Origin of the sequence: Novosphingobium sp. THN1 (assembly GCF_003454795.1) — a bacterium.
Classification (GTDB): Bacteria; Pseudomonadota; Alphaproteobacteria; order Sphingomonadales; family Sphingomonadaceae; genus Novosphingobium.
The window spans coordinates 1,465,001-1,477,457 of the sequence record NZ_CP028347.1 but is presented as its reverse complement, the minus strand read 5'-3'; the positions used below and the strand labels follow the sequence as shown (position 1 = coordinate 1,477,457).

The window sequence follows — 12,457 nt, the reverse complement described above, 5'->3', positions numbered from 1 at the left end:
GCGTCTCTGCGTGAAACAGGAAAGCGCCGAAGCTACTTCTGGCACTTCGCACAGAAGAACGACGATCGCCCGCCTTGGACGATGCGCTCCACGGTGCCGCCGCAGGTGCACGGCTCGCCCTCGCGGCCATAGACGGCAAAGTCCTTGGCGAAATAGCCCAGCTCGCCGTCGGGCCGGGCATAGTCGCGCAAGGTCGATCCGCCGGCCACGATGGATTCCTCCAGCACCGCCTTGATCGCCGGGACGAGCAGCTTCAGTTCGCCCGGCTTGACCTTCCCGCCCTCGCGCGCCGGATGCACTCGCGCGCGATAGAGCGCTTCGCACACATAGATATTGCCCAGCCCCGCCACGATGCGCTGGTCGAGCAGCAACAATTTCACCGCCGCAATGCGGTCCTTGAACGCCTTTGCCAGCACCTTCGGCGTCAGATCAGGTCCCAATGGCTCCGGCCCCAGTGCCGCGAATTGCGGCCAGCTCGCCAGCTTGTCGCTGTCGACAAGGTCCACGGAACCGAACCGCCGCGCATCGTTCAGCGACAGGACCCTGCCTTCCCCGGTCTCCAGCACGAGGTGGTCGTGCTTGCCGATGTCTTCCGGATCGATTCGCCAGCGTCCCGACATGCCGAGGTGGAACACCATCGTCCGCTCGCGGTCGGTATGGATCAGGCCATACTTGGCCCGCCGCGCCAGCCCCGTCACCCGCGCACCGGTCAGCGCCTGCGCCAGATCGACCGGAAACGGCCGCCGCAGATCGGCACGGTTCACCCGAACGCTCGTGATCACCTGCCCCTCCAGCACGGTTGCAAGGCCGCGAACGGTCGTCTCTACTTCTGGCAATTCCGGCATATCCCCTCCACCCCTATCAGTCTTTGCCGTCCGGGCAATTCCCCACTAAAGGGCCAAGGCATGACCGCATCAGAATCCGCGCACGAAACCGCCTCCTTCGGCTACGAAGACATCCGGCAGAAGAGAAGGAAGGCCGCGTCGGCGCGATCTTCTCGAACGTCGCGCGCAAGTATGACGTGATGAACGATGCCATGTCGGTCGGCATGCACCGGCTGTGGAAAGACAAGTTCGTGCGGCGGGTGCGCCCCCAGCCGGGCGAGGCAATTCTCGACATGGCCGGCGGCACCGGGGATATCGCCTTCCGCATGGCCAAGCACGGCGCACAGATCACCGTGTCCGACATCAACCAGGACATGCTCGACGTCGGCATCGAACGCGCTGGGAAACGTGGGCTGGAAGGCCTCGAATGGTCGCGCCAGAACGCCGAGGAACTGACCTTCCCGGACCGCATGTTCGACGCCTACACCATCGCTTTCGGCATCCGCAACGTCACACACATCGACCGCGCCCTTGCCGAGGCTCACCGCGTCCTCAAGTTCGGTGGCCGCTTCTTCTGCCTCGAATTCTCGACGACCGAGTGGCCCGGCTTTTCCGAAATCTACGACGCCTATTCGCACAAGCTGGTGCCCAAGCTCGGCCAGATGATCGCGGGCGACGAGGATTCCTATCGCTACCTGATCGAATCGATCCGCCGCTTCCCGCCGATGCCCGAGTTCGAGAAGATGATTCAGGCCGCAGGCTTCAAGCGCACCCGGGTCGAACCGATCCTCGGCGGCCTCGTCGCGATCCATTCGGGATGGAAGGTCTGATCGCTTGACCCTTCCCGCCACGCATATCCGCCGCCTGCTCGGCTGGGGCCGCACGCTTGCCCGGCACGGCGCGCTGCGCGGGATCGAGAACGATCCGAACACGCCCTCGCCCGTCCGCACCCTGTGCAAGGTTGCGCGTTTCGGCACGATCCAGCCCAAGACGCCCGACTACGCCGGGGCCTTCCGCGCCATCGGCCCCGCCGCGATCAAGCTCGGCCAGACGCTCGCCACCCGCCCGGACCTTGTCGGCGAGGAAGCGGCGCACAACCTGCTCGCGCTGCAGGACCAGCTCCCCCGGTGGACTTTGCACTGATCCGCGCCGAGATCGAGCGTTCGTTCGAAAAGCCGCTGGAAGCGCTGTTCTCCTCCTTCGACCCTGTGCCCGTAGGCGCGGCCTCGGTCGCACAGGTCCATACCGCTGTCACCACCGAAGGCCGCAAGGTCGCGGTCAAGATCCTGCGCCCCGGCGTGCGCGAAAAATTCGCGCGAGATATCGACACCTACGAATGGGCCGCTGCCCATCTCGAAGGCCTAGGCGGCGAAGCCTCGCGCCTGCGCCCGCGCATGGTCATCGCCAACTTCAAGCGATGGACAGTGCGCGAGCTGGACCTGCGCCGCGAGGCTGCCTCGGCCTCGGAACTGGCTGACACGATGCGCGCCCACGCCGGCTATCGCGTCCCCGCCATCGACTGGGACCGCACCAACGGCCGCGTGATGACGCTCGACTGGATCGACGGCGTCAAGATCAGCGACACGGCCGCGCTCGACGCAGCAGGCCATGATCGCAAGGCCTTGGCCCAGCGCCTCGTCCTTGCCTTCCTGACGCAGGCGATCAACGGCGGCTACTTCCACGCCGACATGCATCAGGGCAACCTGTTCGTGGAACCCGATGGCACCATCGTCGCCATCGATTTCGGCATCATGGGCAGGATCGATCGCCGCGCCCGCCAGTGGCTTGCCGAGATTCTCTATGGCCTGACCACCGGCAACTATCGCCGCGTCGCCGAGATCCACTTCGAGGCGCAATACGTGCCGAGCTATCACTCGGTCGACGAATTCGCCACGGCCCTGCGCGCGGTGGGTGAGCCGATGCGCGGCAAGCCGGTGTCCGAACTCTCGGTCGGCCAGATGCTCGACGGCCTCTTCGCCATCACCCGCGATTTTGACATGCAGACCCAGCCGCACCTGCTGCTGCTGCAGAAGACCATGGTCATGGTCGAAGGCATCGCCACCCAACTCGATCCCGAGATCAACATGTGGGAAACCTCGGCGCCCTTCGTGCGCGCCTGGGTGCGTGACGAGCTCGGCCCCGAAGCCGCCATTGCCGACCGCGTGCGCGAAGATGCGCAGACTCTCCTGCGCATCCCCGACCTGATCCGCCGCATTGAGGACCGCTTCCCGCCAAAGGGCGGCGCACCCGAAGCGCCGCCGCTGCCCAAGGTCGAACTGATGTGGCAGCGCAAGCGCCGCAAGCGCGGGAGCGGCATGTTCGGCCAGCTCCTCACCTTCCTCGCGGGCGGCGCCCTCGTCATCGGCACCCACGCCCTTGGCTGGTGGGGCTGAGAAGACCGCTCCCTTGAGCCACGACCTTTCGCACCTGCGCTTGCCCAAGCGCCACTTTCACGCGCTGGACCTGTCGCGCCTGCTGGCCGCAATCATGGTGCTGTTCTGGCATTACCAGCACGTTTTCGTGCCGCCGGTGCCATACCATGTGCACGTCAACCGCGCGATCCAGCCGTGGTACGAGGCGCTCTCGTGGCTCTACAACCACGGCCACACCGCCGTGCAGTATTTCTGGGCGGTATCGGGCTTCGTCTTCGCGCACGTCTATCTCGCCGACGCCAACTACAAGGCGCGGTTCTGGCCAGCCCGCATCGCGCGCCTCTGGCCGCTGCACCTTTTGACGCTGGGCCTGATGGCAATCCTTCAGGGCATCTACGTGGCCCGCACCGGCACCGAGTTCATCTATCACACCAACGATCTCAAGCACTTCCTGCTCTCGATCCCGCTGATGCAGTATTGGGGCTGGCAGGATAACCAGTCGTTCAACGGCCCGTCGTGGTCGTTATCGACGGAAATCCTCGCCTACCTCGTGTTCTTCGTCAGCATCCCCGCGCTGCGCCGCGCCCCGCTGGCGCTGAGCCTGCCGCTGGGCGCGCTGCTGCTCTATGGCATGCTGAAGGGTCTGCCCAACAAGGACGTGCTGTCCTGCGTCGGCTACTTCATGCTCGGCTGCGCGGCCTATGGCGCGACGCTGAAAGGCTGGCTCCGCCCGGCCACGCTCCTGCCGCTCGGCATGGCGCTGCTGGCCAGCGCCTTCCTGCTCAAGGCCAACTATCGCAGCGGCGATGCTGCCACCATCGCGGGCACATTCTCGGTCCTGTTCCTCACGCTGGCGCTCGACCTCAACGACGAGAAGGGCCGCCTGCAGTTCGGCCAGAAGCTCGGCGATGCTTCCTACGGCATCTACCTCTGGCACATCCCGATCCAGTTGACGCTCGTCCTGATCATCGATGCCATGGGCCTGACGCGCGACATCGCCCGCCAGCCGTGGTTCCTGATCCTGTTCGTCACCCTCGCCATCGCGGCGGGGTTCATCAGCCACGCCAAATTCGAACGCCCCGCCCAGCGCGCCGTGTTTGCGCTTTGGGGTCGGTGGAAGGCGCGCTAAGGCTGGTGACGAGAGGCTTCAGGGTTAGTCGGCAAGGCGCTCGTTCCCGATGAAGCCGATCTTCACATCGCCGATTTCAACCGATGCAAGGGAGACTGCTGCTATCAAAGCAGAAAGTCGGCTGTAGTCACCGTGACCTTCGCTGATATTTTCCGGCGAGATCTCGATCTTGCCTTCTCGCTCCTTGAGGATCGAGCCGACTTCAAATCCGCAATGCCGCTCCAGCGCCGCGACAAATTCATCGACAGATGCATAGTGCGACCGTCGTGGCAGACTTTCGAGCAAACCGCGCTCGCGCAGTATCTTCCTGGCCTCAGCAAGCCATAGGTTCGTAGCACGCGCGTAACTGGCTTCTTTGAAGGTGCGGTCCAGTTGCTTGTCTTCGAAAACAGGCCAATTCCCCAGCGTAACCTTTTCTATGCACTCGAAATGCGCGTTCGTCACACCTGCGGCGTCGCCGATGGTGATGATGTAGCCCTGAGTGTCCTCGTCATAGACCATCGAGATGCCTGCAGCCTTCAGACCACATCCAACCAGCCTCTCGCGCAAAACCTGTTCTTCCGCAGAAGGGGGCATATCGCCAGCAACCATCATCACCCCGCAATCTCCTCCAACCGGTGATGCGGCAGCATCCGCCACGCCGCGAGCATCAGCACGACGTGCGCCGCCTCTACCGCCATCGGCACCGGCCACCCGGGATAGGCGCCGGTCACCACCAGATTGATCGCGCGGCCAACAAATGCCGTGCCGAACAGCAGCGCCGGAACCAGCATCAGGTCGGCATTCCTGCGCCACGCGCCCCACATCATGCAGAACGCGGCCACGCCGAAGAACGAGGTGAAGTCCGCCCGGATCGTCGAAACGCCGCCCACCCCGGTGGCGGCAATGCCGAAGCCCATCGCCGCCTGCTCCGGCCCGGTGAGGAAGCCGATTGCCAGAAACAGGTCGAACAGCCCCGCCAGGAATACCAGCGCCGTCAGTATCAGTCTCATCATCCGGTCCCCGTCATGGTTTGATGCAGACTGTGCCGCATCCGATCCGGTCACGCAAAAGGATTGCGCGCAAGCCCCTGCCATTGCACAAGCCCCGTCCATGAAGGGAACACGCATCCTGCTCATCGTTGGCGGCGGCATCGCGGCCTACAAGTCATGCGAACTCGTCCGCCTGCTGCACAAGGAAGGCGCGGACGTTACCTGCGTACTGACCGAGGGCGGCGCGCACTTCGTCACCGCGATGACGCTCGCGGCATTGAGCGAAAACCCCGTCCACACCACCTTGTGGGACCTCAAGAACGAGGTCGAGATGGGCCACATCCAGCTCTCGCGCCAGGCCGATCTCGTCGTCGTCTGCCCCGCCACGGCAGACCTCATGGCCCGCATGGCGGGCGGCATCGCCAATGACCTCGCCACCACCCTGCTCCTCGCCACCGACAAGCCGGTCCTTGCCGTTCCCGCCATGAACGTGCGCATGTGGCAGCACCCCGCCACGCAGCGCAACGTCGCCACCCTGCGCGGCGATGGCGTGACGGTGATGGAGCCCGACGAAGGCGCAATGGCCTGTGGCGAATTCGGCCCCGGCCGCCTGCCCGAACCGCCTGCGATCGTTGCGGAAATCGCGCGCCAGCTTGGCAGCGGGAGCAAGCCGCTCACCGGCCGCCACGTCCTCATCACCGCAGGCCCCACCCACGAACCGATCGACCCGGTGCGTTACATCGCCAACCGCTCTAGCGGGAAGCAGGGCTACGCCATCGCCGCCGCCGCTGCCCGCGCAGGTGCTTCGGTCACGCTCGTCTCCGGCCCGGTGAACCTGCCCACGCCACAGGGCGTAACCCGGATCGATGTGGAAACAGCGCGCCAGATGGCCGCTGCCGTCGATGCGGCGCTACCGGCCGACGTCGCGATCATGGTCGCCGCCGTGGCTGATTGGCGCAGCGCCGGAGAAGCCCTGCAGAAGATAAAGAAGGACGGCTCCGGCGCAGTCCCGCCGCTGCAACTGGTCGAAAACCCCGATATCCTTGCCACGCTGTGCAAGTCCGATCGTCGCCCGCCGCTGGTCGTAGGCTTTGCCGCCGAAACAAACGATGTGCTCGATCACGCCAGGGCCAAGCTTGCCCGCAAGGGCGCGGACTGGATCGTCGCCAACGATGTCGCCACGCACAAGATGGGCGGCGAGAGCAACGTCCTGCACATCGTCAGCGCGGCGGGCGTCGAAACCCTGCCGGAACTGCCCAAGGACGCCGCCGCCGCCCTCCTGATCGAAAGAATCGCCAATGCACTCGCCTGAAGTCCCCGTCCTCGTAAAGCGCCTGCCCCATGGGCTCGATCTGCCCCTCCCCGCCTATGCCACAACAGGCGCAGCTGGCATGGACGTGGTCTCGGCAGAAGATGTCGATCTGGCCCCGGCGCGCGCCACGCCGTGGCCACCGGCCTCTCGGTCGCCATCCCCGCAGGCTACGAAATCCAGGTCCGCCCCCGCTCCGGCCTCGCGCTCAAGCACGGCGTCACCGTGCCCAACACGCCCGGCACGATCGACAGCGACTACCGCGGCGAACTGAAGGTGATCCTCATCAACCACGGCAGCGACAGCTTTGCGATCCGCCGTGGCGACCGTGTCGCCCAGCTCGTCGTCGCACCGGTTACGCGCGGAATCTGGGTAGAGGCCGAAACGCTCGACCATACAGCGCGCGGCGAAGGCGGGTTCGGCTCCACCGGCGGGCTGGCCTCGCTGCAAGGCTAAGGCCGCCAGCCCTTCATCGTTCGACGATGTGCCGATCCATCGGCGCCAGCTTTGCCAAAAGGCGGTTCTGCGCAGCGAAGGGCACCTGCCCCTCGCGCATCGCCTGCTGGAGGTTTTCCACCAGAGCGTTGAGATCGGCGCGGGTGATCCCGAGATCCTTGTGGGCAGCCGTCATGTCGCGCCCGGTATAGGCGCAGCCGGCGTTCAACAGGAAACAGAACTGTTCGAACAGGGTGCGTCGCAAGCGAACCATATCCTGGTTCTTGAAAATGGCGGAAATGCGCGGGTCGCTCTCGTTGAGCATGACCAGTCGATCCACGATGCGGCGGATTCCATCCCGACCGCCGAAGGCCCGGGCCATGCTGTCGCCGGTGAAGGGGGCGGCCTCCGCATTGGCAGGGCTTTGCTCATAGGGATCGACCGGCAGTTCGCCGGTGACAGGATCGGCTACCTTCTTCTCGACCCCGAATTCCTTTTCCCAATCGACGCCGGAGAAATTGTCCTGCGCAGCTGGGGGCTCCTGCGCATCGGGGGTGACCGGCTGGGCGGCAAGCAACGCGAGGGCGAGGGCAAATGGCATCAACAGCTTCCTCAGAATGCGATCTGGAGCGAGACGAGCCCGCCGCGCTGGCCATCGAAAGTGGCGACCGAGCCGACATCGGTATAGGCCGCGGTCAACGTGGCGTTGCGGGTGACGGCCCAGGCCACGAACAGGTCGTGGGCATCATCCTCGCGCGCGATGGCAAGATTGCTGGGCCGCGTCCGGTATTCCCCGCCGACGACAAGGCGTGGACTCAGCATCCACGCAAGCGAGCCCTCGAACTGCAGCGTGCGGTCAGTCTGGTTGGGACCGCCGAAACCCAACAGGCCGAACTGGTTGGCATTGGTCAGGCGCGCGGTGGCGTTCACCAACAGGCTTTTCGAAAGGAACAGCTTGGTGGCGCTGGCCGTGAAATCGGTGCCCGACGCCGACGCTGCACCCACCGCCCTGACAATGGCGCCATCAAGGCTCCGCTTGTGTTGCACCCCCAGACTGATCTGCGGCATCAGGGGCGAACCATAGACGACATCACCAATCAGCCGCACCTTCGCGCCGAAGACGTCCTGATTGAAGCGGTATCCCTCGCCCAGGCCAAGGGCAGCGCCAACCTTGCGCGTATCGAAGTTCTGGCGGGCATAGGACAGCTCAAGCCGGTCCTTGATGCCCACGGCAAAACCGTGGCTCTGCCAGCCATAGTCGGCCAGCTCGATACCAGTGACATGGGCGGAGAGCCCAAGCCCGCGGTCGGTTTCCATGCCTGCAATCGTGGCCCAGCTGGCAAGCCCGCCGCCGCTGGCGCCCTCGATCGAGGAAATGCCATTGGTCAGCACCAGCTTTCCACCGTCCAACAGCGGATCGGCTTGCGCAGGGCAAGCAAGCATCAGGCTGGCCATGGCCACGCCCCACTTCGAATTCTTGAACATGCTTCTGCCACCATTGTCGAACCACGAGGCAAAAGGGTTAATCAAGAGCTGTTGGGAAATCCTAAAGCAACCTCTAGGCAGGATTCTGAATTTCTAAGGCATTCTGTCGTAATCGGGCCTCATGAGAAACCGCCCCCGCTTCAGAGCCTGGTCTTATCAAGCACGCCGGTCCGGCCCGCTGGGCTTGGCGCTGACGCTACCGCTGCTGATCTCGGCCACGCCGGCAAACGTGCTGCCGGTGCAGGTGGTCGATCAGGCGGGCGTTCCATTGCGCGATGCGGTGATCGAGATCCGGCCACCGGCTGGCAACACCCGCCGCCCGGCTTTCGCGTGGCGCAATGCCATGGCGCAGAAGAACCAGGCTTTCGTGCCGGGCACACTGATCGTGCCAGTGGGCGCAGTGGTGGCCTTCCCGAACCTCGATAACCTGCGCCATTCGATCTACAGCTTTTCCAGGCCAGGCCCATTCAAGATAGACCTCTATGGGCAGGACCAGACGCGGACGCACCAGTTCAAGGTGGCCGGCACGATCGCGCTGGGGTGCAATATCCACGACAAGATGCAGGGCTTTATCCGCGTGACCGACACGCCCTTTGCCGCGCGCAGCGATCTGAACGGACTGGCCGCCATCGAGGGCCTGGGTCGCGGCACGTATGATGTCGTCGTCTGGCATCCCCGCATCCGCGGGACAGGTGGCGAGTGGCGCGGCAAGATGGTGCTGGAACCGGGCAACCGCGGCCGGATCATGGTGGCGGTGCGGCCTGGCAACGGCAAATGAAACGGTCGATCGTGCAGGCGCTTGACCAGCCACTCCGCCGCCTGCGCAAAGCGATTGGCGTACGCGTCCGTTCACTCGGCAGCCGGATTGCACTGCTGTACGTCGTGTTGCTGGCAGTGGTCACAACCGCAACGCTGATCGCGGCTGGTTCAGGCGTCAACACGTTCGCCTACGAAACTGCCGAGCGCGAGCTTGCCGCCAATTCCCGCGTGTTCGACCAGATCATTGCCAGCAGGCAAAGGCAGATGGCCGACGCGGGCGAAGTCGTCGCCCACGATTTCGGCTTTCGCGAAGCCCTGGCCACTGGCGATGCGCCAACCCTCGTTTCGGCCCTGCAAAGCCTGCGTGATCGCGCCAAGGTCAGCGAAGTGGCCATCGTCCAGCTCGACGGCAGCGTAATCTCTTCGAACATGGCCACGACGGTCAAGGGCACGGCCATGCTGTCACGGCTGGAAAACGGTGCCGATCGCGGCGTCATCCGGCTCGGCCAAGCGCAAGCGCTGGGCGCTGCCGTGCCGATCGAGATGCCCGAACTTGCCGGATGGCTGGTCCTGCTCAACACGCTTGGCCCGGCCGACATGGCACAGCTTTCAGGCCTGTCGGCCGCCCCGATAGAGGCTCGCGTGATCGAGCGGGCGCAACTCTACGGGCACCTCGCTTCGCTCCAGCTTGGCCAGATCGCCGAAATGGAGGGCCGCGACGGCCCGAGACTCGTCCGCGTTTCGGCAATTCCGAGTCTGGAAGACGGCAACGAGCCGCGCCTGGTGATGGCACATTCGCTGAACTCGGTGCTGGCCCGGTATTTCAGCTTGCGCCTGGTGCTGATGCTGATCGGACTGTTTGGCCTGTTGGCCGGTGCGTGGGCCGCAGTCCGCCTCTCCCGCGAAATTGCGCGGCCGCTGCAGCTCCTTGCGGAAGCCGCACGCGCCTACGCCGGCGGTGCAGTCGCCAAGGTCAAGGTCGAAGGGGCAATGGAGGTGCGCTCACTCGCTTCCAGCTTCAATGCAATGGTCGATGCGGTGGAAGAGCGCGAGCAGCAGATCATGCACGCATCGCTCCACGATGCGCTGACCGGCCTGCCAAATCGCCGCTTCTTCATCGAAAAGCTGGATCGTGCGGTAGCCCGGCAAAGCGGAAGCCATCGCACGCTTGTCGCCTTCATCGATCTTGACGATTTCAAGGCGATCAACGACGCGATGGGCCATCCCTTTGGCGACGGGCTGCTGCGGAGCGTGGGACAGACGCTGCAGGAACGCTTTCCCAACGCCATGGTAGCGCGGCTAGGCGGCGATGAGTTCGGTCTTCTGCTCGAGGGGATTGAACCTGCCACCGATTGCACGGCTTTGGCCAGAACCCTCGAAACTTTGCTCAACCGCGAGTTGACCATCGACGGGCGCAGCATCGCGGTTTCGGCCAGCATCGGCATCGCGATTGGCCCACAGGATGCCGGTAGCTCCGATAGCTTGCTAAAGTGCTCCGATCTTGCGCTTCTTCGTGCCCGGAACGAAGGCAAGGGCGCCTGCCACTTCTTCGAACCCGAGCTGGACGCCGAGGCAAGCCGCCGGCGCCACCTCGAAATCGATCTGCGCCGCGCGATCCGCGACGGTGATTTCGAACTGTACTTCCAGCCCCTGTTCTCCATGTCGGAAAATCGCATCAAAGGTTTCGAGGCGTTGATGCGCTGGCCGCACAAGGAACACGGGATGATCGGGCCGGCCACCTTTATCCCGATCGCGGAAGAAACCGGCCTGATCGTGCAACTCGGTGAGTGGGCCCTGCGCGACGCTTGCCGCCAGGCGGCCCAATGGCCGGAAGATATCAGTGTCGCCGTCAATATCTCGCCCCGCCAGTTGATGACCGACGGCCTCGCCCCCTGTATCGCACAGGCATTGGCACAAAGCGGGCTGTCGGCAAGCCGCCTCGAACTCGAAATCACCGAAAGCGTGTTCATCGGCAACGTCGACAAGACGCTGAAGCTCCTCCACTCGCTGCAGGCATTGGGTGTGCGCGTGGCGCTCGACGACTTCGGCACCGGCTACTCCTCGCTCAGCTATCTGCGCTCCTTCCCCTTCAACAAGATCAAGATCGACCAGAGCTTCGTGCGTGCCTTGGAGGAAGGCGGCAGTGCGCACGCGATCGTGCGGGCAATCGCCACCCTGGCAGATGCACTGGGGATGGAAACTCTCGCGGAAGGCGTGGAAACTCAAGCTTTGATGGACATTCTGCGCCACGAAGGCTGTGACATGATCCAGGGCTATCTCATCGGCCGGCCTGTTCCGGGCGAACAGGTGCAGCGCTTGCTGCCAAGCCAGCAAAAGACTGTCAGCTTAAGTTGAATGCGGATTCCGAGGTCATGACGGCGGCCATTTCGCGTCATTCCCAGCCACCTGCCGGGGAAACTGTGAAGCGTGATCGCTGGTCCATTCTGGCGGCTTGATCTGCGCCGGAGAGATGGATGCCGACGCGGAGGCCGAAGGGGCGCAAAGTTGCGCTGCTGAGGGGTATCACCCGCTCCCCTGTCCGGGTCATGGTGGCGCGCCTTGAGGTCTCTGGCGTCGAGTTGCCGGTTGAGTCTGAGATCAGCGTTGAAGACGGCCGTCCGCGACGCCATTCAAGCAACCAGACAAAAAGGCGCTCATCCTCGATACCGTACGGCATCGCTCCACTGAGTCATGGCCGCCATAACGAGCCATAACCCAGAACAATGCCTGGACAGGCGCGTTCCCAAAATGCGGGAGGACCAATCATGGCCGATCTATCCGCGTGGGGAGGTAACCCAGACCGCACCACAGGATGGGTGGCCCACAAACGGAAACACCGCCCCGAGGGGCGGTGCGTAAGCGATGTCCTGAGCCCACCTTGCGCGGGTGATACGGAGCGCCGAGTGTCCGCGCCCTGATTGTCGAGGGGCGCTGGTGCTATGACGATGTCATGTGATGATGCTGGTAGCAGCGGTGTGCGGCGCTTCGAGGTTTTCACCGGCGCTGGAAAGCGGCGGGACTGGCCGCCGGAGGTGAAGGCCTCGATCGTTGCGGAGAGCTATTCCGGCAAGCAGAGCGTGAGCGCAGTGGCCCGTCGTCATGGCATGTCGGCATCCCAGCTCTTCACGTGGCGTCGTTTGCTCCGCAAGGAGATGGAGGGGCGCGGTATCGCG

At 64.3% G+C, this 12,457-nt stretch carries 10 protein-coding genes and 3 pseudogenes (1 of these 13 only partly in view); 8 read left to right on the top strand and 5 right to left on the bottom strand.

The features are described 5' to 3' along the window. Nucleotides 1-32: 32 nt before the first annotated feature. Nucleotides 33-845, bottom strand: coding sequence for a bifunctional DNA-formamidopyrimidine glycosylase/DNA-(apurinic or apyrimidinic site) lyase (gene mutM / locus C7W88_RS07290; protein ID WP_118073035.1), 813 nt, complete (start codon nucleotides 843-845; stop codon nucleotides 33-35). Between the two features lie 60 nt (nucleotides 846-905). Between mutM and C7W88_RS07285 the strand changes: the two are divergent. The 3 genes and pseudogenes from C7W88_RS07285 (at nucleotide 906) to C7W88_RS07275 (ending at nucleotide 4,325) form a co-directional block, all read left to right on the top strand. Then, nucleotides 906-1,654: pseudogene (locus C7W88_RS07285) on the top strand (class I SAM-dependent methyltransferase). A gap of 4 nt (nucleotides 1,655-1,658) precedes the next feature. Continuing rightward, a pseudogene (ubiB, locus tag C7W88_RS07280) lies at nucleotides 1,659-3,217 on the top strand (2-polyprenylphenol 6-hydroxylase). 13 nt (nucleotides 3,218-3,230) lie between these two features. Beyond that, nucleotides 3,231-4,325, top strand: coding sequence for an acyltransferase (locus tag C7W88_RS07275; protein WP_240344875.1), 1,095 nt, complete (start codon nucleotides 3,231-3,233; stop codon nucleotides 4,323-4,325). A 24-nt stretch (nucleotides 4,326-4,349) separates the two neighbouring features. Here the strand turns inward: C7W88_RS07275 and C7W88_RS07270 are convergent, their stop codons facing one another. Together C7W88_RS07270 and C7W88_RS07265 are read right to left on the bottom strand one after the other, a co-directional pair. Continuing rightward, the gene (locus C7W88_RS07270) at nucleotides 4,350-4,922 is read right to left on the bottom strand and encodes a hypothetical protein (protein ID WP_162895943.1); all 573 of its coding nucleotides are present in this window, start codon (nucleotides 4,920-4,922) and stop codon (nucleotides 4,350-4,352) included. Further along, nucleotides 4,919-5,317, bottom strand: coding sequence for a hypothetical protein (locus tag C7W88_RS07265; RefSeq protein WP_118074643.1), 399 nt, complete (start codon nucleotides 5,315-5,317; stop codon nucleotides 4,919-4,921). Before C7W88_RS07265 ends, C7W88_RS07270 begins: the two co-directional genes overlap by 4 nt. A gap of 100 nt (nucleotides 5,318-5,417) precedes the next feature. On the opposite strand from C7W88_RS07265, the gene coaBC reads away from it, so the two are divergent. Both coaBC and dut read left to right on the top strand, forming a co-directional pair. Further along, complete coding sequence (gene coaBC, locus C7W88_RS07260) at nucleotides 5,418-6,608, top strand: bifunctional phosphopantothenoylcysteine decarboxylase/phosphopantothenate--cysteine ligase CoaBC (RefSeq protein WP_118073033.1); 1,191 nt, start codon at nucleotides 5,418-5,420, stop codon at nucleotides 6,606-6,608. After that, nucleotides 6,595-7,061, top strand: a pseudogene (dut, locus tag C7W88_RS07255) (dUTP diphosphatase). Before coaBC ends, dut begins: the two are co-directional and overlap by 14 nt. 13 nt (nucleotides 7,062-7,074) lie before the next feature. Here the strand turns inward: dut and C7W88_RS07250 are convergent. Beyond that, complete coding sequence (locus C7W88_RS07250) at nucleotides 7,075-7,641, bottom strand: group 1 truncated hemoglobin (protein ID WP_118073032.1); 567 nt, start codon at nucleotides 7,639-7,641, stop codon at nucleotides 7,075-7,077. Between the two features lie 11 nt (nucleotides 7,642-7,652). After that, nucleotides 7,653-8,525 (bottom strand): DUF3034 family protein, encoded by an 873-nt coding sequence (locus C7W88_RS07245; protein ID WP_118073031.1) that lies wholly within the window; start codon nucleotides 8,523-8,525, stop codon nucleotides 7,653-7,655. A 184-nt stretch (nucleotides 8,526-8,709) separates the two neighbouring features. Between C7W88_RS07245 and C7W88_RS07240 the strand changes: the two genes are divergently transcribed. The 3 genes from C7W88_RS07240 to C7W88_RS07230 form a co-directional block, all read left to right on the top strand. Further along, a complete protein-coding gene (locus C7W88_RS07240; protein ID WP_240344874.1) occupies nucleotides 8,710-9,303 on the top strand; it encodes a methylamine utilization protein in 594 nt (197 codons plus the stop codon). Further along, complete coding sequence (locus C7W88_RS07235) at nucleotides 9,300-11,639, top strand: EAL domain-containing protein (protein WP_118073030.1); 2,340 nt, start codon at nucleotides 9,300-9,302, stop codon at nucleotides 11,637-11,639. Before C7W88_RS07240 ends, C7W88_RS07235 begins: the two co-directional genes overlap by 4 nt. Before the next feature lie 584 nt (nucleotides 11,640-12,223). After that, nucleotides 12,224-12,457, top strand: the 5' portion of a protein-coding gene (locus C7W88_RS07230; RefSeq protein ID WP_084281529.1) for a transposase. The gene runs 222 nt beyond the window's last position; the window shows 234 of its 456 coding nt (coding positions 1-234); it begins with the start codon at nucleotides 12,224-12,226; the stop codon falls past the right edge of the window.

Coding starts and splice junctions, on each gene's coding strand:
- mutM (WP_118073035.1), bottom strand. CDS start 845: ATGCCGGAATTGCCAGAAGTAGAGACGACCGTTCGCGGCCTTGCAACC.
- C7W88_RS07265 (WP_118074643.1), bottom strand. CDS start 5,317: ATGAGACTGATACTGACGGCGCTGGTATTCCTGGCGGGGCTGTTCGAC.
- coaBC (WP_118073033.1), top strand. CDS start 5,418: ATGAAGGGAACACGCATCCTGCTCATCGTTGGCGGCGGCATCGCGGCC.
- C7W88_RS07250 (WP_118073032.1), bottom strand. CDS start 7,641: ATGCCATTTGCCCTCGCCCTCGCGTTGCTTGCCGCCCAGCCGGTCACC.
- C7W88_RS07245 (WP_118073031.1), bottom strand. CDS start 8,525: ATGTTCAAGAATTCGAAGTGGGGCGTGGCCATGGCCAGCCTGATGCTT.
- C7W88_RS07235 (WP_118073030.1), top strand. CDS start 9,300: ATGAAACGGTCGATCGTGCAGGCGCTTGACCAGCCACTCCGCCGCCTG.